15 protein-coding genes and 1 other RNA gene are annotated in these 18,806 nt (G+C 69.8%); 6 read left to right on the top strand and 10 right to left on the bottom strand.

Annotation, left to right across the window (positions count from 1 at the left end):
• The 5 genes from glnA to ncot_RS12235 all read right to left on the bottom strand — a co-directional run bounded on the left by glnA (nucleotide 1) and on the right by ncot_RS12235 (nucleotide 6,584).
• Nucleotides 1-1,338 carry a type I glutamate--ammonia ligase gene (gene glnA / locus ncot_RS12215; protein WP_168617857.1) on the bottom strand — a complete coding sequence of 446 codons (1,338 nt, stop codon included), beginning with the start codon at nucleotides 1,336-1,338 and terminating at the stop codon, nucleotides 1-3.
• Between the two features lie 557 nt (nucleotides 1,339-1,895).
• Nucleotides 1,896-3,968 carry an NAD(+) synthase gene (locus ncot_RS12220; RefSeq protein WP_168617858.1) on the bottom strand — a complete coding sequence of 691 codons (2,073 nt, stop codon included), beginning with the start codon at nucleotides 3,966-3,968 and terminating at the stop codon, nucleotides 1,896-1,898.
• Between the two features lie 111 nt (nucleotides 3,969-4,079).
• Nucleotides 4,080-5,396, bottom strand: coding sequence for a hypothetical protein (locus ncot_RS12225; protein ID WP_168617859.1), 1,317 nt, complete (start codon nucleotides 5,394-5,396; stop codon nucleotides 4,080-4,082).
• Nucleotides 5,396-5,884 (bottom strand): SigE family RNA polymerase sigma factor, encoded by a 489-nt coding sequence (locus ncot_RS12230; protein ID WP_240937886.1) that lies wholly within the window; start codon nucleotides 5,882-5,884, stop codon nucleotides 5,396-5,398. Before ncot_RS12230 ends, ncot_RS12225 begins: the two co-directional genes overlap by 1 nt.
• 94 nt (nucleotides 5,885-5,978) lie before the next feature.
• Nucleotides 5,979-6,584, bottom strand: a complete 606-nt coding sequence (locus tag ncot_RS12235) for a winged helix-turn-helix domain-containing protein (protein ID WP_168617861.1) — start codon at nucleotides 6,582-6,584, stop codon at nucleotides 5,979-5,981.
• Between the two features lie 402 nt (nucleotides 6,585-6,986).
• Between ncot_RS12235 and ncot_RS12240 the strand changes: the two genes are divergently transcribed.
• Nucleotides 6,987-11,399: a S8 family serine peptidase gene (locus ncot_RS12240; RefSeq protein ID WP_168617862.1), complete on the top strand. Its 4,413-nt coding sequence runs from the start codon at nucleotides 6,987-6,989 to the stop codon at nucleotides 11,397-11,399.
• 135 nt (nucleotides 11,400-11,534) lie between these two features.
• Here ncot_RS12240 and ncot_RS12245 read toward each other — a convergent pair whose 3' ends face one another.
• Entirely contained in the window at nucleotides 11,535-11,885 is a 351-nt protein-coding gene (locus ncot_RS12245) for a DUF4345 family protein (RefSeq protein WP_168617863.1), read from the bottom strand.
• Nucleotides 11,886-12,048: 163 nt separating this feature from the next.
• Between ncot_RS12245 and panB the strand changes: the two genes are divergently transcribed.
• Nucleotides 12,049-12,942 carry a 3-methyl-2-oxobutanoate hydroxymethyltransferase gene (gene panB, locus ncot_RS12250; RefSeq protein WP_168617864.1) on the top strand — a complete coding sequence of 298 codons (894 nt, stop codon included), beginning with the start codon at nucleotides 12,049-12,051 and terminating at the stop codon, nucleotides 12,940-12,942.
• Between the two features lie 211 nt (nucleotides 12,943-13,153).
• On the top strand, nucleotides 13,154-13,705 hold the full coding sequence (locus tag ncot_RS12255; protein WP_168617865.1) for a hypothetical protein: 552 nt from the start codon (nucleotides 13,154-13,156) through the stop codon (nucleotides 13,703-13,705).
• 112 nt (nucleotides 13,706-13,817) lie between these two features.
• Here the strand turns inward: ncot_RS12255 and ncot_RS12260 are convergent, their stop codons facing one another.
• The gene (locus tag ncot_RS12260) at nucleotides 13,818-14,081 is read right to left on the bottom strand and encodes a hypothetical protein (RefSeq protein ID WP_168617866.1); all 264 of its coding nucleotides are present in this window, start codon (nucleotides 14,079-14,081) and stop codon (nucleotides 13,818-13,820) included.
• An 83-nt stretch (nucleotides 14,082-14,164) separates the two neighbouring features.
• Nucleotides 14,165-14,353 (bottom strand): hypothetical protein, encoded by a 189-nt coding sequence (locus ncot_RS12265; protein ID WP_168617867.1) that lies wholly within the window; start codon nucleotides 14,351-14,353, stop codon nucleotides 14,165-14,167.
• 24 nt (nucleotides 14,354-14,377) lie between these two features.
• Here ncot_RS12265 and map point away from each other — a divergent pair, with 24 nt between their 5' ends.
• Complete coding sequence (gene map / locus ncot_RS12270) at nucleotides 14,378-15,226, top strand: type I methionyl aminopeptidase (RefSeq protein WP_168617868.1); 849 nt, start codon at nucleotides 14,378-14,380, stop codon at nucleotides 15,224-15,226.
• Nucleotides 15,227-15,353: 127 nt separating this feature from the next.
• On the opposite strand, the gene ncot_RS12275 is transcribed toward map, so the two are convergent.
• Nucleotides 15,354-15,794, bottom strand: a complete 441-nt coding sequence (locus ncot_RS12275; protein ID WP_168617869.1) for a tetratricopeptide repeat protein — start codon at nucleotides 15,792-15,794, stop codon at nucleotides 15,354-15,356.
• A gap of 82 nt (nucleotides 15,795-15,876) precedes the next feature.
• Here ncot_RS12275 and rnpB point away from each other — a divergent pair.
• Nucleotides 15,877-16,296: RNase P RNA component class A (rnpB, locus tag ncot_RS12280), an RNA gene on the top strand.
• Between the two features lie 77 nt (nucleotides 16,297-16,373).
• Here the strand turns inward: rnpB and ncot_RS12285 are convergent.
• On the bottom strand, nucleotides 16,374-17,819 hold the full coding sequence (locus tag ncot_RS12285) for an RNB domain-containing ribonuclease (RefSeq protein ID WP_168617870.1): 1,446 nt from the start codon (nucleotides 17,817-17,819) through the stop codon (nucleotides 16,374-16,376).
• A gap of 87 nt (nucleotides 17,820-17,906) precedes the next feature.
• On the opposite strand from ncot_RS12285, the gene yaaA reads away from it, so the two are divergent.
• Entirely contained in the window at nucleotides 17,907-18,722 is an 816-nt protein-coding gene (yaaA, locus tag ncot_RS12290; protein WP_168617871.1) for a peroxide stress protein YaaA, read from the top strand.
• The last annotated feature ends 84 nt before the right edge of the window (nucleotides 18,723-18,806 follow it).

An 18,806-nucleotide genomic window follows, 5' to 3' on the forward strand; every position in this document is an offset into this window, starting at 1 on the left:
TCAGATCACCGGCAGCATCTGGTCCCGTTCCCAGGCCGAGACCTGGCCGCGGTAGGCCTCCCACTCGGCGCGCTTGTTGCGCAGGAAGTAGTCGTAGACGTGCTCCCCCAACGTCTCGGCGAGGAGCTCGGAGTTCTCCGCGACCTTGATCGCCTCGGCCAGCGTCTTGGGCAGGGGCTCCATGCCCAGGGCGTTGCGTTCGCGCTCGTTGAGCGACCACACGTCGTCCTCGGCCTCGCGAGGCAGCTCGTAGTCCTCCTCGATGCCCTTCATGCCGGCGGCCAGGATCACCGCGAAGGCCAGGTAGGGGTTGCAGGCCGCGTCGATGGTGCGCAGCTCGATGCGGGTGGACTGGCCCTTGTTGGGCTTGTACATCGGCACCCGCACCATCGCGGAGCGGTTGTTGTGACCCCAGGTGATGTAGGACGGGGCCTCACCGCCGCCGATCAGCCGCTTGTAGGAGTTGACCCACTGGTTGGTCACACAGGTGATCTCGGAGGCGTGCTTGAGCATGCCGGCGATGAACTGTCGACCGGTCTTGCTCAGCTGGTACTCCGACCCCGCCTCGAAGAACGCGTTGCGGTCGCCCTCGAAGAGCGACACGTGCGTGTGCATGCCCGAGCCGGGGTGGGTGGTGAACGGCTTCGGCATGAAGGTCGCCCAGATCCCCTGGCTCAGCGCCACCTCTCGCACGACGGTGCGGAAGGTCATGATGTTGTCGGCGGTGCTCAGCGCATCGGCGTAGCGCAGGTCGATCTCCTGCTGGCCGGGCCCACCCTCGTGGTGGCTGAACTCCACCGAGATGCCCATCGCCTCGAGCATCGTGATCGCCTCGCGTCGGAAGTCGGAGCCGTGGGACTGGGCGGTGTGGTCGAAGTAGCCACTGCGGTCGACCGGCACCGGGTCGTCCCCGGAGTTCGGGGTGTCCTTGAAGAGGTAGAACTCGATCTCGGGGTGGGTGTAGAAAGTGAATCCCTTGTCGGCCGCGGCGCTCAGCGTGCGCTTGAGCACGAAGCGCGGATCGGCGTACGACGGGCTGCCGTCCGGCATCACGATGTCGCAGAACATCCGGGCCGTGGACGGGCCCTCCCCACGCCAGGGCAGGATCTGGAAGGTCGACGGGTCCGGCTTGGCGAGCATGTCGGCCTCATAGACCCGGGCGAAGCCCTCGATCGCCGAGCCGTCGAACCCGATGCCCTCGGTGAAGGCCCCCTCCAGCTCCGCCGGGGCGACCGCCACGGACTTGAGGGACCCGAGCACGTCGGTGAACCAGAGTCGGACGAACCGGACGTCGCGTTCTTCGAGTGCGCGCAGCACGAAGTCTTCCTGCTTACCCATGCCCCAACTATGGCGCATGTCCTGTTACATCCGTGTGACGCGCCCATGCCCACGGTGGTTGAGGAAGCCCCGCCACCGCCACCCGACGGAGGTTGAAGAAGGCGCGCCAGCGCCTGTCTCGAAACCACCGACACCCGACGGTGGTTGAGGAAGGCGCGCCAGCGCCTGTCTCGAAACCACCGACACCCGACGGTGGTTGAGGAAGGCGCGCCAGCGCCTGTCTCGAAACCACCGACACCCGACGGTGGTTGAGGAAGGCGCCCCAGCGCCACCCGACGGTGGTTGAGGAAGGCGCCCCAGCGCCACCCGACGGTGGTTGAGGAAGGCGCCCCAGCGCCTGTCCCGACGGAGGTTGAGGAAGGCGCCCCAGCGCCTGTCTCGAAACCACCGCCACCCGACGATGGTTGGTTTCGAGACGCTCGTACCTCGCTCCTCAACCACCGGCACCCCCGACGGAGGTTGAGGAAGGCGCGCCAGCGCCTGTCTCGAAACCACCGGCACCCGACGGTGGTTGAGGAAGGCGCGCCAGCGCCTGTCTCGAAACCACCGACACAGGGTCAGGAGTCGTCGCGAGGAACGTTCTCCAGCTCGGCCAGCCACGCGGTCGGTGCGGCATCGGAGGGCATCCGCCAGTCCCCGCGCGGCGACATGGTTCCGCCCGCTGACACCTTGGGACCGTTGGGCAGCGCGGAGCGCTTGAACTGCGAGGCGAAGAACCGCTTGATGAACACCTCGAGCCACCTGCGCACGGTGGCCAGGTCGTAGGCCGCACGGCGCTCCTCGGGGAAACCGGGAGGCCACTCCCCCACCTCGACGTCGCGCCAGGCGTGCCAGGCCAGGAAGGCGATCTTGCTGGGTCGGTAGCCCAACCGGATCACGTGGTGGAGGGTGAAGTCCTGCAGCGAGTAGGGCCCGACCGAGTCCTGGGTGGACTGGGGCTTCTCGCCCTCCTCGGTGGGGATCAGCTCCGGGGTGATCTCCTGCTCGAGGATCTGGCCGAGCACCTCGTTGATGCCCTCGGCGGCCTGGTCGGAGTCGAACTGCCCGGAGTCGATCACCCAGCGGATCAGGTGCTGCACGAGGGTCTTCGGAACGCCCGGGTTCACGTTGTAGTGCGACATCTGGTCACCCACGCCGTACGTGCACCAGCCCAGGGCGAGCTCGGAGAGGTCACCGGTGCCGAGCACGATGCCGCCGCGGTGGTTGGCCAGCCGGAAGAGGTAGTCGGTGCGCAGCCCAGCCTGCACGTTCTCGAAGGTGACGTCGTAGACCTTCTCACCCTGGGCGAAGGGGTGGTCGAGGTCGTCGAGCATCTGGGTGGCGGCGGGCCGGATGTCGATCTCCTCGAAGGTCGTCCCCAGCGAGGTGGCCAGCTTGGTGGCGTAGGACTTGGTGGTGTCGCCGGTCGCGAAGCCGGGCATCGTGATCGCATGGATGTCGCTGCGGGGACGACCGAGCCGGTCCATCGCCTTGGCCGCCACGATGAGCGCATGCGTGGAGTCCAACCCCCCGGAGACCCCGATCACCACCTTGGGCTGCCAGCTCTCCCCGCCGATTGCACGCAACCGCTGCTCCAGGCCGGAGACCTGGATGTTGTAGGCCTCGTAGCAGTCGAGGGCGAGTCGCTCGGGATCGTCGGGGACGAAGGGGAACCGGTCGACGTTGCGACGCAGGCCGATGTCGCCCTCGGGGGCCTCCAGGACGAACTCGACCCTGCGGAAGTCCTGCGCCCGACCGTCGTGCGTGCGCCGGTTGTCGTCGAAGGTGCCCTGCCGCAGTCGCTCCTGCGACAGACGGTCGAGGTCCACGTCGGTCACCGACCGCCGCGACCCCGTCGGGAACCGCTCGGACTCGGCGAGCAGGTCACCCATCTCGTAGACCATCGTCTGGCCGTCCCAGCTGAGGTCGGTGGTCGACTCGCCCTCGCCTGCGGCGGCATAGACGTACGCCGCCGAGCAGCGCGCGCTGGCCGAGCGGACCAGCATCCGACGCTCCTCGGCGCGCCCGATGGTGATCGGCGACCCGGACAGGTTGGCCAGGACCGTGGCACCGGCCAGGGCAGCTTCCGCGCTCGGTGGGATCGGCACCCACATGTCCTCACAGACCTCGACGTGGAGGTCGAGGCCGGGGACGTCGAGGGCACTGAAGATCAGGTCGGGCCCGAACGGGACGTCCTCGCCGCCGAGGCTGATCCACTGGTCGCGGCGGTCGTCGCCTGGGGCGAACCAACGGCGTTCGTAGAACTCGCGATAGGTCGGCAGGTAGGACTTCGGCGCCACACCGAGGATCGAGCCGCGGTGGATCACGACGGCGCAGTTGAGCACCCGGGTGCCGTGCACGATCGGGGCACCGACGACCAGCACAGGCAGCAGCTCCAGGCTGGCCTCCACGATCTCCTCGATCGCCTCCTGGGTGGCGTCGAGCAGCACGTCCTGGAGGAACAGGTCGTCGACCGAGTAGCCGGTCAGGCACAGCTCCGGGAACACCGCGACCGCCACGCAGTCGTCGTGACACGCGCGGGCCTCGGCAAGCACCGAGGCGGCGTTGGCAGCGGGATCTGCGATCGCCACCGGGATCGTGCAGGCAGCGACACGGGCGAAACCATGGGCATAGGCCGAGTAGAAGTCCACGTTCGTGAGTCTAGGGTGACGGTGGCCGGCGCGGGGGGACCCTGTGGCCCGGCGAAAGCACGGCAGGCACCCCGGCAGCAGGCCCGATGGGCAGGGCCGCTGCCCCGACTGCTACCCGGCGGGGTCCGGGAGCAGGCTCACCGACCGCCAGAGCAGCGTGGTGTGCGCGGCCCGACTGACCTGTCCCGTCCGGGTGTCCCAGACCAGGAAGTACTGCCCGATGTCGGACTCGTCCTGCTTCGTGCCGTAGGGCCGGATCGAGAACAGGAGGGTGTGCTCGTCGAGCCAGGCACGCGGTCGCAGGGCGTCGATGTTGGTGTAGTAGCCCTCGATCCCGGCGACCGGCAGGAAGGCCGCGGTCCGGTACGACTCCCGGTCGACGACCAGCAGTCCGTCGTGCTTGCCGCGCAGGCCCCGGTCGGTGGCGATCATCGGGTAGGTGCTCATCGCCAGGTCGTGTGCGCTCGGCAGGAGGTAGAGCGGTTGACCGAGGTCGTCGGCCTCCACCTCCAGGGCCCGATTCCCTCCGTTGCTCTCCACGATGTCCTCGAGGCCTTGTCCATGGCTGTCGTCGGCGACACTGACCAGGCGCCCGCCCGGCTCGTAGGCGCCGGTGAACGGACCGGCTCCGGTGTCGGCCGCCCAACCAGCCGGGGTGCGCGTGCCGTCGGTCACGTCGACGACGAAGCCCTGCTTGCCCAGAGGGACCAGGAGGTGCTTGCTGTCGGGCTGCCAGGCCGTCATCCCTGCCCAGCGGCCGGTGGTGACCTCGGTCGTCGACCCGTCGTCCAGGTCGACGACGTAGACCGCGGTGTTCCCCTTGAGCGCCACCTTGGTGCCGTCGGGCGACAGCGACTCCGGCAACAGGGCCGGGCCACGGTCGCCGGTCAGGTCGGCGGGTGCGTCGACGTGGACCCGGCGCCAGTCTCCGTCGGTGCCGAGCACGAAGAACACGTCCTGCTCGAGGTCGAAGTCGTCGAGGTAGAGCCCGTCGGCCTTGACCGCGGCCACGGCGCGGTCGATCGGGTCGTCGGCAAGGTCCACGGCCGACTCCTCGTCGGGCTCGAGCACCTGCGGCAACCCCGCGTCGTACGCCGGCAACGCGGCGATGTCCTCCGGGTCGAGGACCGGTGCCACCACCGACTGCTCCGGCGCCGGCGCCACGAGCCGTCCCGTGGCCGCCGCGGGAACCGGGCCCGGCGCCGGCCCGGGAGCCGCAGGCGGCCGGTCGCCCGGACCGCCCGCACCCGACCACGCCAGCGGTACGCCGATCGCGGCGGCCACCGCGAGGGCGGCGACACCGCCGACCAGCACCGTCCGGCGCCGGCGATGCCGATGCGCACCCTCGAGGGCGACCGTGACCAGGTCCGGATCGGGCAGGTGCTCGGTGCCGCGGCGAAGGAGATCGCCGATCTGCTGCTCGCTCATCAGGTCCTTCCGATCAGGTCGAGGAGCTCGGGGGCGCCCTCACGGAGCCGCGCCAGGGCGGCGGAGTTCTGGCTCTTGACGGTGCCGACGGAGACCCCGAGTATCTCGGCCGTCTCGCGCTCGGACCGGTCCTCGAAGTGGCGCAGCACGACGACCGCGCGTTGCTTCTCGGTGAGGCGGGCCAAGGAGGAACGGACCACCAACGAGGTCTCCGTGTCAGCCGGGCGCACCCCCGACTCCCGGACCGACCCGACGACGGACTCCCGCCGGTGGCGGCGCCACCACGAGATGTTGTCGTGCACCAGGATCGTGCGCACGTAGGCGTCCGGGTTGGTGTGCCGCAGCCTGTGCCAGCGCAGCGCCACCTTGGTGAGCGCTTCTTGGACCAGGTCCTCGGCACGTTGGAGGTCGCCGCTGATCAGGTAGGCGGTGCCCAACAGCTGCCGTTGGCAGCCGGCCGCCCACTGGGTGAACTCTGCGTCATCCACGTGTTGACTCCTCCGTCGCTCTGCACCCATCAACGCGGAAGCGACACGAAAGGTTGGCTGGTCCGCGGAGAAATCATGCGGCAACGGCCAGGACTCAGCGCGAGGCGGATCGGCGTACCAGTCGAGGGTCCGTGGGTGAGGGCGGCAGCTTCCGCGGCAGCGGGACGGGGACGGGCAGCGGCGCGGCGGCACCCTCGGGTGCGCGGGTTCGACCGACGTCGACCAGGCGCAGGCCGACCCCGCGGACGGCGTCGATCTGCACGGGGCTGTCGAGGTCGCCCAGCTTGCGGCGCAGACGCTTGACCACCGACTGCACGTGGGAACGACCGCCGAGGTGGTCGTTGCCCCAGACACTGCGCTGGATCGACTCGAAGGTGTGGATGTGGCCGACCTCGGCGAGCAGGCAGACCAGCAGGTCGTGCTCGAGCGGCGACAGGCCGACCTCACGGTCGCCCACCGTGGCCACCCGCCAGTCGGAGTCCACCTCGAGACCCGAGCTCTGCTCGGCGACAGCGAGTCCGGGCCGCGGTCGTTCCGGCTCCGAACGCACACCCGGGCTGCCGGCCAGGATGTCCATCGCCTCCGCCCGGGAGGAGACCATCACCACGGCGGCCGAGCTGCCGACCATCTCGGCTATCCGCAGGCGTTCCTCGATGGAGCCGGCGATCGCGATCACGACGGCTTGCGCACCATCGGGCACGCCCGTGTCGAGGGCACCGCCAACCTGATTGCCATGAACCTCAGGACCGCCAGCTGGTGACGAGGAACCTGCCCCCTCCACCCGGATCGGCCCTTCTCCCCGAGAGAGAGGCATCTCCAGCCTTTCGTTCGTCACACACGCCGAGCGCGTCGGCCCGGGTGTGTTGGCTCAGCCTTGCCCCAGCCCCGCTGGAAGTCAAGGAGGTCGGCCGGTCATCCGATATCCGGTCGTCGCCCGCGGATTGCCCAGGTCCTGCCCGGATCTGACCATGACCTGCCCACGTCGTCGCGTTGTGGGCACCCTCGCACGTCCCTACCGTCACTTGGACCGACCAATCTTCGTCGGCGCACCAGCACCCGGGGTCATGCTCATGCTCCCGGTTCACTTCTCGGGAGGAAGCACATGTCATCGACACGACGTCGATCCCGCTCTCCGCGCTTGTGGCGGAAGGGATCGATCCGCGCCCTGGCCTCCGGGCTGGCGACCATTGCCGTGGTTGCCACCACCCTGAGCCTCACCGGATCACCGGTCTCGGCCGATCCGTCCACGGGCAAGGACAAGATCAACGCGAAGCTCTCCAAGCAGCTCGACAACAAGGGCGAGGCCACCTTCTGGGTCCGCTTCGCCATGCCGGACCTGAGCGCGGCGTCGAAGATCAAGGACTGGGACAAGCGCGGTCAGGAGGTCTACGACACGTTGACCCGGGCCGCCGAGTCCAGCCAGAAGGACGCCGTGGCCCTGCTCGAGCAGGAGGGCGCGGACTACCGGACGTTCTGGGCCAGCAACGCGATCCGGGTCCAGGCCGGCGACGAGGCCCTGGTCACGGACCTCTCGGCGATGACGGAGGTCAAGGGGCTCTACCCCACCTTCGAGTACCGCCTCGAGAAGCCGACCAAGGGGAAGGTCATCCACGCCAAGCAGTCCATCGAGTGGGGCGTGGACAACATCAACGCCAACGACGTCTGGGACCAGTACGGCGACCGCGGTGAAGGCATGGTGATCGCCAACATCGACACCGGTGTCGACTTCGAGCACCCGGCGTTGGTCAACCAGTACCGCGGCAACAACGGCGACGGCACCTTCGACCACAACTACAACTGGTTCGACGCGGCCGGCACGTGTGGCGATGCTCCCTGTGATGTCGACGCCCACGGCAGCCACACCATGGGCACCATGGTCGGCAGCGACGGGGCCGACAACGAGATCGGAGTCGCCCCGGGCGCGACGTGGATCGCGGCCAACGGCTGCTGCCCCTCCGACGCCGCGCTGATCGAGTCCGGCCAGTGGATGCTGGCGCCCCTGGACCTGAACGGGGAGAACCCGGACGTCTCCAAGCGACCCAACATCATCAACAACTCGTGGGGCACCCAGTCGCCCAGCAACGACCCGTTCATGGAGGACGTCGAGGAGGCGTGGGCCGCCTCCGGCATCTTCGGCACCTGGTCCAACGGCAACAACGGCAGTGGTTGCGAGACGTCCGGCTCACCGGGCAGCCGCATCCTGAACTACTCCGTCGGCGCCTACGACGTGAACAACGACATCGCCGGCTTCTCCAGCCGTGGTGCCGGACAGGACGGCGAGATCAAGCCGAACATCTCCGCACCCGGCGTGAACGTGCGCTCCAGCGTGCCCGGTGGTGGCTACGCCTCCTACAACGGCACGTCGATGGCCGCACCGCACCTCGCGGGCTCCATCGCGTTGCTGTGGTCGGCGGCACCGTCGCTCGTCGGTGACATCGACGCCACCCGTGCCCTGCTCGACGACTCCGCCACCGACCGGGCCGATGCCCAGTGCGGTGGCACCGAAGCCGACAACAACGTCTACGGCGAGGGCCGTCTGGACGCCCTGGCCCTGATCGCGGCGGCACCCGTCGGCGAGACCGGCACCGTGACCGGCACCGTCACCGACTCCGCGAGCGGCGACGTCATCAACGGCGCCACCGTCGAGCTGGTCGGTGAGACCGGCCGCACCATCACCACCGGCGCGGACGGCACCTACAACGCCCGACTCACGGCCGGTGACTACACCGCAACGGTCTCGAAGTTCGGCTTCGAGACCGCCACCGCCGACGTCACCATCACCGCCGAGACCACCACCACGCAGGACTTCGCGCTGACCCCGGCCGCGTCGGTGAACCTCAGCGGGACGGTCACCGACGGGAGCGGTCACGACTGGCCGCTCCACGCCAAGGTCACCGTCCCCGGTGCCGAGCCCGTCTTCACGGACCCGGAGACCGGCTCCTACGAGATCAGCGTGCCCGGCAACGCGACGTACGACGTCTCGGTCGAGGCGCAGTACCCCGGCTACCTGGGTGCCACCCGGGCCGTCGAGGTCGGCGGCAGTGACACCACCGCCGACTTCGCGGTGGAGGTCAACTCCTCCACCTGCGAGGCGCGCGGCTATGCGTTCAACGTCGAGGGGACGACCGAGGACTTCGACTCGGGCAGCCTTCCCGACGGATGGACGGTCACCGACGAGGCCGGCACCGAGCAGACCTGGCTCTTCGACAACCCCGACGGTCGGGACAACCTGACCGGCGGCACCGACGGCTTCGCCATCGCCGACAGCGACTACTTCGGCAGCGGCGGCACGCAGGACACCTCGCTGGTGAGCCCCGTGGTCGACATGTCGTCGGTCGACAGCCCCGTGGTCGGCTTCAAGCAGGACTACAACAACCTCGGCGACGTCGCCGACGTCGACGTCAGCATCGACGGCGGCGCCACCTGGGAGACGGTGCTCAGCCAGACCACCGACGTCCGCGGCCCGCGCGAGGACATCCTCGAGCTGCCGACGGCCGCCGGCCAGGCGGCGGTGCAGGTCCGGTTCCACTACTACGAGGCCGACTACGACTGGTGGTGGCAGGTCGACGACGTGTTCCTCGGCAGCCGCACCTGCGACCCCGTCGAGGGTGGGCTCGTGGTCGGCAACGTCACCGCCACGAACACCGGCGAGGGCATCAACGGAGCCGCCATCTCCAGCACGGAGGACCCGGAGGTCAAGACGACCACGAGGCCGACGCCCGACGACGAGAACCTCGCCGACGGCTTCTACTCGCTGTTCTCGCCTCAGGTCGGCGACGTCGAGCTCCAAGCCGCCTCGAGCGGCTTCGAGACCGGCACCGCGACCGTGGCCGTGGCGGCGAACGGGACGGTCCGCCAGGACTTCGCACTCGGGTCCGGCCACCTGGTCGTGACGCCCGGCGAGGTGTCGGCGACCCGGCAGCTGGGCAAGAGCCCGGTGACGCGCAACGTCGAGGTGACCAACGACGGCGACGGTGCGGTGCAGCTCGAGTTCTTCGAGCGCAAGGGTGGCTTCGAGATCCTCTCCGCCGACGGCTCCCGCACCACGAAGAAGCAGCTGATGGCGGCCGAGGGAGCACCGCTGCGCCGACTCGCCGTCGACACGTCGTTCGGCAAGCAGGCCCCGAAGTCCCGGATGGGCACCAACCGGGCGCCCGCCGTCAACGGCCCGCACGACGACCCGTGGACCGACATCGCGGACTACCCGTCCAACATCATGGACAACCGCGCCGTCCGCGTCGACGGGATCGCCTACTCCATCGCCGGTGGCGACGGATCGGCGTCGACGTCGGAGGTCAACGCCTACGACCCGGCCACCCTGGCCTGGACCTCGAAGGCCCCGCTGCCGGATGCCCGCAACGCGGTCGCAGCCGGTGCGGTGGGCGGACAGGTCATCGTCACCGGTGGTTGGGCTGCGGCGGGACCCTCGCCGTCGACCTGGGCCTACGACCCGAGCGCTGACGCGTGGACGGCGGTGGCCGACGCACCGGTCGAGCTGGCGGCGTCCGGCCAGGCCGTCGTCGACGGCAAGCTCTACGTCGTCGGTGGCTGCACGACCGCGGCCTGCACGCCGATGTCCGACGCGGTGGCGGCGTACGACCCGGCCAGCGACAGCTGGGAGACCCTGGCCAGCTACCCCAGCGCGGTGGCGTTCGCGTCGTGCGGTGGGATCGACGGCAAGGTCTACTGCACGGGTGGCAACGACGGTGGTGGCGGCACGGCCGCCAGCTACGTCTACGACCCGGCGGCCGACTCCTGGACGGCGATCGGTGACGCTCCGATCGACACCTGGGCCAGCCAGTACGCCGTGGCCAACGGCACCCTGGTCGTCAACGGTGGCGTCCAGGCAGGTGCGATCAGCAACCGCACCTTCGCCTTCGACGCGGCCGAGGGAGCCTGGATCGACCTGCCGAACTCGAACACGCCGCGCTACCGGGGCTCCGCCTCGTGCGGCGTCTACAAGGTGGGTGGATCCTCCGGCAGCTTCAACGCCGCGCCCGACAGCGAGATGCTGCCCGGCCTGGAGGACTGTGGCGCTGCTGCCGCGGACGTCGAGTGGTTGTCGATCTCGCCGGCCACGGCCACCCTGGCCCCCGGCCAGACGGTCACCCTGAAGGTCACCCTGGACCCGAACGTCGCCCAGCCGGGCACGTACACCGCATCCGTCGGGATCAAGGAGGACACCCCGTTCTCCGTCGAGCCCGTCGCGGTGACCATGGTGGTCGACCCGCCGAGGCGCTGGGGCAAGCTGGCCGGCACCGTCACGGGCACGTCGTGCCAGGACGAGGACGCGGCGATTCCCGGTGCCACCGTGCAGGCGAACTCCGACGGTCTCGCCTGGACCTTCGAGACCGACGCGGACGGCACCTACGCACGGTGGTTCGACACCTACTACAGCCCGCTGCAGCTGATCGCGGCCAAGGACGGCTTCGTCCCGGCCACGAAGCGGGTGAAGCTGCGCAACGGCAAGACCTCCAACGGCGACTTCGACCTGAAGGAGGCCGGCTGCCAGTAGCTGACCGATCCACCGACCCAGGCCCGTCCCGCGACCAAGCGCGGGGCGGGCCTGCGCCGCGAACGGTGGATTCTTGATGCGCGAACGGTGGATTCTTGGGCTTCGAACCGCGTGTTCCTGCGGTCTCCGGTGGGCTCAGCCGACCCGGCGGCTCCGGGACCGGGCAGCCAGGAAGTAGGCGCCCGCCAGCGCCAGCTCCACCCCGACGAACACCTTGGTCACGGGACCGCTCCCCGGCTCCACCAGCGCGGAGGCCGCCCGGCCGGAGGCCATGCCTGCGCTGAGTACGCCGACCGCGGCGGGCGACGCCAGCCCGACCGCGGCGATGGCGAACGTGAGTCCGCCGTACACCGCTCGGATCTCGTTGCGCGAGTCCGCGGTCGGCGCCGAACCGCCGAAGATCTCAGGAACCATCGACGGGCGGGCGAACGCCACCGCCCCGATCGCCGCGTAGGAGGCCGTGGCCAGGGCATGCACAGGTGTCATGTGCCGAGTCTCCCGCCACGTGGTGCGACGCGGCCATCCGGTTCGGAGCCGGGTGGGATCGAGGGTGACTGGCACCACAGTGCAGAACTGCTGTGCGGGACTAGCCTTGGTCCTGGTCCGGGGACTTCACCAGGGAGCCTCGAGAGCACACAGGAGCTGCACCATGAGCGAGCAGAACGCGACCGAGCAGGGCCAGGAAGTCGCCGCGCCGTACGGCGGCGGGGCCACGGAGGCCAAGCCGGCAGCCGGCCAGGGCGCGCCGGCCAAGCGGGTCCGCACCCACCACCTGCGGGAGATGAAGGAGCGCGGCGAGAAGATCTCGATGCTCACCGCCTACGACATGTACACCGCGCAGACCTTCGACGAGGCCGGTTGTGAGCTGCTGCTGGTCGGCGACTCGGCCTCCAACAACGTGCTGGGCAACGAGACCTCGCTGCCGATCACGGTCGACGAGCTGCTCCCCCTGACCCGCGCGGTCAGCCGCTCGGTCAAGCGTGCGCTGGTGGTCGGTGACCTGCCGTTCGGGTCCTACCAGGCCTCCCCCGAGCAGGGCTACCTCACCGCCGTCCGCTTCATGAAGGAGGCCGGCGCGCACGCCGTGAAGCTCGAGGGCGGCGCCGAGATGGTGCCGGTGATCGAGAAGCTCACCCAGGGCGGCATCCCGGTGATGGCACACATCGGCTTCACCCCGCAGAGCGAGCACACACTGGGCGGCTACCGCGTGCAGGGCCGCGGCGAGAGCTCCGACCGGGTGATCGCCGACGCCCACGCCGTGCAGGAGGCGGGCGCGTTCGCGGTGGTCATGGAGATGGTGCCCGGCGACGTGGCCGGGCAGATCAGCAAGGAGCTGGTCATCCCCACGATCGGCATCGGTGCCGGCAACCAGTGTGACGGCCAGGTGCTGGTCTGGCAGGACGCCTTCGGCCTGCGCACCGGCCGGATGGCCAAGTTCGTCAAGCAGTACGCCGACCTCCACGGCGTCCTGCTCTCCGCGGCGCAGGAGTACGTCGCCGACGTACGTGCCACGACCTTCCCGGGTCCCGACCACACCTTCTGACGCGACCTCCAGCGGGCGCCGCCGCGACGCTGTTCGCGATTCAGTTCGCGACGCTGCCGCGACCCTGCCGCGACCCTGCCGAGAGGCGGCCCCGTCGACTGCCGGGCTGGAACCGGTACGTGGCGGGGCCGTAGGGACTCCTGTGTGCGGAGGGGACAACCGGGCAAGCCGCTCGGGCGTCCCATGAGCACCACCCACTCTGGAGATCGCCATGTCGCCCACCCGCCCGCACCACCGGTCCGCAGCACGCCGGACCGCTCGCTTGTCAGCCCTGCTCGCCACGATGTTCGCCCTCGTCCTCACCGGTCTCGGCACACCCACTGCACACGCTCTTCCTGCTTGGCGCGACTCGGGTGCGTCGTGGCAGAACCCGGTCGACGGCACCACGCGGGTCGTCGGCCTGCGCTACGCCACCCACCCCAGCTTCGACCGTGTGGTGATCGACGTCCGCGGGGTGATCCCTGACTGGAGCACCCGCTACCAGCGCATCTTCCACTACGAGGGCAGCGGTGCACGGGTGCCGATCCGCGCCCGGTCCGGGCTCTCCCTCACCCTGAGCGGAGCGGCGCACGACAGCGCGGGGCGGAACGTCTACACCGGCCCACGCATTGCGCGTCCGAGGTTCGACACCCTCAAGGCTCTCGCGATGACCGGTGACTTCGAGGGCCAGGTCAACTTCGCGTTCGCACTGCGGCACCGAGCGGCGTACCGCATCTTCGTCCTGCACAGCCCCCAGCGACTCGTCATCGACTTCCGCCACTGACGCATCGCCGGACCGCACCGCCGGACCGCGACGGCGCACCGCCGGACCGCGACGGCGCACCGCCGGACCGCGACGGCGCACCGCCCGGAGCGTCGGGCCCGCCCGTGCGCGATCAGGACCAGTCGAAGAGGATGCTGCCGCCCAGCAGGGCGACGAACCAGAGAACGACGGCGCCGGCTGCCAGCCACGGAAGCCGCTTCGGGTACGGCGTCCACCACCGGCACGCGGTGACCAGGAAGCCCACCCAGACCAGCATCAGCAGTGCCACCGCCCACCAGGGAGCCACCAACGCGCTGGCGCCGTAGAGGAAGAAGGCGCAGGCCAGGCCGCCCATCCCCACGAAGGGCCACGGCGAGGCAGGAACGTTGCGGGACACGGCGAAGAACCTACCTGTTGCGAAGCGATGTGTGTGGGAGTCCCGGCGGCCGCGCCGGAGCTCCCCCACCGAGCTGAGGGGTCTCAGTCCTCCAGCGCGTCGTCGTTCCACTTCGGGTCGTTGTCCCACGACTCGTTGCGCTCCTCGACCTTCTCCAAGGCGCGTGAGGCCTCGGCCGCGGAGGCGTAGGGGCCGAGGCGGTCCGCAGCGCGGCAACCGTCCTCGCCCTCGACGGCGTGGTGCTTCAGGCAGAACCAGTACTCGTCGCTCATGACGCCGAAACTACACTCACAGCCATGCCCGCTGTAACCCCTGGAACCATTTCGCCCCGACGTCCCGTGCCCGCCTCGATCACCCGCCCGGAGTACGTCGGCCAGCCGGCGCCGAGCCCGTTCACCGGCAGCGAGGTCAAGGACGCCGACACCATCGAGCGGATGCGTGCCGCGGGAAAGCTGGCCGCGCAGGCCCGGGAGCTGGTCGGTGAGCACGTGGTCCCGGGTGTGACCACCGACGAGCTCGACCGGATCGGACACGAGTTCCTCTGCGACCACGGCGCCTACCCCTCCACGCTCGGCTACCGCGGCTTCCCGAAGTCGTTGTGCTCGAGCGTCAACGAGGTGGTCTGCCACGGCATCCCCGACAGCACGGTCGTCCAGGACGGCGACATCGTGAACATCGACATCACCGCGTACCTCGACGGCGTGCACGGCGACACCAACGCCACCTTCTTCGCCGGCGAGCCCGACGAGGAGACGCGGCTGCTGGTCGAGCGCACGAGGACCGCCCTCGAGCGCGGCATCAAGGCCGTCAAGCCCGGTCGCCGGATCAACATCATCGGCCGGGTCATCGAGGCCTACGCCGCCCGCTTCGGCTACGGCGTCGTGCGCGAGTTCACCGGCCACGGCATCGGCACCCACTTCCACAGTGGGCTGGTGGTGCCCCACTACGACGACCCGAGCTACGACGACGAGATCCGGGTCGGCATGACGTTCACGATCGAGCCGATGCTCAACCTCGGCACCCACGAGTGGGACATGTGGGAGGACGACTGGACCGTGGTGACCAAGGACCGCCGCCGCAGCGCCCAGTTCGAGCACACCCTGCTGGTCACCGAGGACGGCGCCGAGGTGCTGACCCTGCCCTGAGCGCGGGAAGCCTGAACCCCGGACGCCCGACCGGCTCGACCGTGCGTCGTCTGGTGCGTGCTGCCCCGACTCGTGCGGCCCCGACTCGTGCGGCCCCGACTCGCTCTGTGGCGTGCTGACCGTCCGCTCAGGTCAGGTCGTCGTACGACGTCACGCCGGCCTCGGCGAGCTGTCGTTCGACGCGGAGCACGGCGACCTCGTGCTCGGGGTCGCCACTCATCGCGGCAGCCAGCTTCAGGTGTGGCAACGCGTCTGCCGTGCGAGACTGGCGTTCGAGCGTCCGTCCGAGGGTGTGGCGGGCCCAGACGTCGGAGGGGTCGCGCTCGACCAGCAGGCGCAGGTCGGCCTCGGCCTTCTGCAGCTGCACCCGCATGAAGTAGGCCCAGGCACGCAGCGACAACAGCGAGTTGGCCTCCGGCTCGGCCTCGACGGCCGGTTCCAGGATCTCCAGCGCCTCCTTGGGTGCGCGCTGCTCGAGCAGCTCCCAGGCCCGTCGGTAGGCACCGGAGGGGTGGTCGACCTGCCCCGGGAAGACGATCGGCGGGACCGGGATCTCCTGGTCGTTCATCGCACTGCCTCCTTCATCCGTGGTCGTCATCCAACCCAACATCTCCCATCGGCAGGACATTCCACTACGCTGGGCCTGCGGACGGGCTGGCCGGGCGACCGCGTTCGTCTCCACACGGAGGCGGCCGAGGAAGGTCCGGGCTCCGAAGAGCAAGGTGGTGGCCAACAGCCACCCGGGGTGACCCGCGGGACAGTGCCACAGAAAACAGACCGCCTCCCCCACCCGTTCACTCGGGCGGAGGAGGTAAGGGTGAAACGGTGGTGTAAGAGACCACCAGCGTGCCGGGTGACCGGCGCGGCTAGGTAAACCCCACCTGGAGCAAGATCAAGAAGCCGTGCCTCTTCGGAGGAGCGGTGCGCACATGTCCGAGGGCTGCTCGCCCGAGTGTGCGGGTGGATCGCTCGAGGTTGTCGGCAACGGCAACCCTAGATGGATGGTCGCCAACCGGGGCAACGCAAGGAACCCCGGCGAACAGAATCCGGCCTATGAGCCAGCCCGTCCGCCCCACGAACCGTGGGATTCTCGGCGCGCGGACCGCGTGTCGTCGACCGACGTACGCCGTCGGGAATCCTCTGTTCGTCAGGTGGCGGTGAACCGGATCGCGCGGGTGTCCAGGTCCACGGACTCCAGCGTGACGGTGACCTGCTCACCCAGCGGCAACGGGCCGGACGTCGAGGTGACGCTCGACTCGATCGCTGGGTCCTGGACGGTGATGTCGCCCTTGTGGTCGTCCTTGTCGTCGATGTCCACCACGACCGCTTCGAAGTCTTCTCCCACCCGCGGCTGGAGCACGGCGGCCTCGACGAGGTTGAGCACGGCGTTCTCGTACTGGTTGGCCCGGCGGCCGGTGTCGCGCATCGTCTCGGGCACGTCCGTGAGCTTGGCGATCACCCAGTCCGGGACCTCCTCGTCGGCGCACAACGCGACACAGATCTCGCCGGCGTAGCGGTCGACCAGGCGACGCAGCGGCGCCGTGACGTGGGCGTACTCGGCTGCGATCGCGGAGTGCATCGGCTGCTCGGGAAGCTCGCCGTTGAACCCGACGTAGCCGCTGCCGCGCAGCAGCGACGTGCACGCCACCACCATGGCGGCGTGGTTGGGCCGGGTCGGGTCGAGAGAGCGGATGAACTGGGGGTAGTCCTGCTCGGCCGGCCACTCGATGCCCAGCGCCTTGGCAGTGCGGTGCAGGCGCTTGACGGCACGCGGGTCGGCCGGCGGCAGGGTGCGCAGCAGCCCGACGCGGGCGTAGACCATCAAGGAGGCGGCAGCCATGCCGGTGAGCAGGGAGATCTGGGCGTTCCACTGCTCCACCGGGTGCTGGGCCCGGAACGCGAGGTGCCAGGTCTCCCCCTTGATGTCGATCTCCTGCTCGGGCAGCGGCAGCGAGACACCGCCACGCGCGGCCTCGCGCTCCATCCGCAGCTCGCCCACCTCCCGCAGCAGGGTGAAGACCTCGTCGGCACTGCCGTTGTCGATCGACTCCTGGACATCGGCGTAGTTGAGCTTGGCGCGCGACTTGACCAGCGCACGCTTCACGTCGACCTCGGTCCCCTCCCCGGTCCGGTCGACCTCGATGGTCCACAGCAGCGACGGACGCACCTGGTCGGGCAGCAAGGAACCGGCGTCCTCGGAGATCGCCTTGGGGTGCAGCGGAATCTTGGAGTCCGCACCGTAGAGCGTCTCGCCGCGGCGGTTGGCCTCGATGTCGATCGGGTCGCCGGGAGTGATGAAGGCGGCGAGGTCGGCGATCGCGTAGAAGACCCGGTAGCCGTCACCGTTGCGCTCGATGTGGAGCGCCTGGTCAAGGTCCATCGCAGACTCGGGGTCGATCGTCACGAAGGGGATGTCGGTGCGATCCAGCTCGGGGAGCCGGGGGTTGGCCGCGGCCGCGGCGGCCGCCTCCTCGACCTCCGGCGGGAAGTCCGCCGTCACGTTCAGCTCCTGCTGGATCTTGGCGATCCCCGTGCGCAGGCTCTCCGCAGCGACGCCCTCATCGGACCGGACCCTGACAACTCTGCTCGGCATGTCGCCACCCTAACCGTGTCGAGCGTCGCCGGGCGCGCGGCGACCCTGGGTTCGGCGGAAACCGCCACCAGTCCCTACCCTGTCCACGTGTTGATCCTGCTCCCGCCCAGTGAGGGCAAGGCCGCGCCGAGACGCGGCAACCCCCTGGACCTCGGTCGTCTCTCCTCCCCCGGCCTGTCCCCGGCCCGCGCGCTCATGCTCGGCGCCCTGGTCGAGCTGTGCCACGGCGACCAGGACCCCACCACCCCGGTCCAGGACGCGATGATCGTCGAGCGTGCGGCTGCGACGCTCGGCCTCGGCAGCACCCAGCTCGACCTGGTCGCCCAGAACGCCGGCCTCATGACGGCGGCCACGGCGCGCGCCGATCGCATCTACACCGGTGTCCTCTACGACGCCCTCGACTTCGCCTCGCTCTCCGCGGCCGCCAAGCGCCGCGCCACCTCACGGGTCGGCATCATGTCGTCGCTGTTCGGCCTGGTCGGCCCCGGGGACCGGATCCCGGCCTACCGGCTCTCCGGCGACGCCGTGCTGCCCCGGATCGGGTCCGTTGCCGGGTTCTGGCGCGAGCACCTCGAGACCGCCGCCCTCGAGGCGCTCGGCTCCGGGCTGCTGGTCGACCTGCGCTCCGGCATGTACGCCGCGTTCTGGCGCCCTGCGCGCGACCTGGCCCCGCGCGTCGCCACGGTGCGGGTGCTGCACGAGCACAACGGCACCCGCAAGGTGGTCAGTCACTTCAACAAGGCCACCAAGGGCCGCATCGTCCGCGAGGTGCTCGAGAACGGCGCGAACCCGCGGACCCCGGCGCAGTTCGCCGACCTCCTGCGCGAGCTCGGCTGGAAGGTCGAGGAGTCGGCGCAGACGGCCAAGGGCGTCCAGCTCGACGTGGTCGTCGACGAGCTCTGAGCAGACTGCCGAGCGGTCGGCCGGAGAAGGTCGGCCGGAGAGGGTTAGCCGGGCGGGGTTGCCGGGCGAGGTTGGCCGGAGAGG

Source organism: Nocardioides sp. JQ2195 (assembly GCF_012272695.1).
GTDB lineage: Bacteria > Actinomycetota > Actinomycetes > Propionibacteriales > Nocardioidaceae > Nocardioides.

Coding starts and splice junctions, on each gene's coding strand:
- glnA (WP_168617857.1), bottom strand. CDS start 1,338: ATGGGTAAGCAGGAAGACTTCGTGCTGCGCGCACTCGAAGAACGCGAC.
- ncot_RS12225 (WP_168617859.1), bottom strand. CDS start 5,396: ATGAGCGAGCAGCAGATCGGCGATCTCCTTCGCCGCGGCACCGAGCAC.
- ncot_RS12240 (WP_168617862.1), top strand. CDS start 6,987: ATGTCATCGACACGACGTCGATCCCGCTCTCCGCGCTTGTGGCGGAAG.
- ncot_RS12245 (WP_168617863.1), bottom strand. CDS start 11,885: ATGACACCTGTGCATGCCCTGGCCACGGCCTCCTACGCGGCGATCGGG.
- panB (WP_168617864.1), top strand. CDS start 12,049: ATGAGCGAGCAGAACGCGACCGAGCAGGGCCAGGAAGTCGCCGCGCCG.
- ncot_RS12255 (WP_168617865.1), top strand. CDS start 13,154: ATGTCGCCCACCCGCCCGCACCACCGGTCCGCAGCACGCCGGACCGCT.
- ncot_RS12265 (WP_168617867.1), bottom strand. CDS start 14,353: ATGAGCGACGAGTACTGGTTCTGCCTGAAGCACCACGCCGTCGAGGGC.
- map (WP_168617868.1), top strand. CDS start 14,378: ATGCCCGCTGTAACCCCTGGAACCATTTCGCCCCGACGTCCCGTGCCC.
- ncot_RS12275 (WP_168617869.1), bottom strand. CDS start 15,794: ATGAACGACCAGGAGATCCCGGTCCCGCCGATCGTCTTCCCGGGGCAG.
- ncot_RS12285 (WP_168617870.1), bottom strand. CDS start 17,819: ATGCCGAGCAGAGTTGTCAGGGTCCGGTCCGATGAGGGCGTCGCTGCG.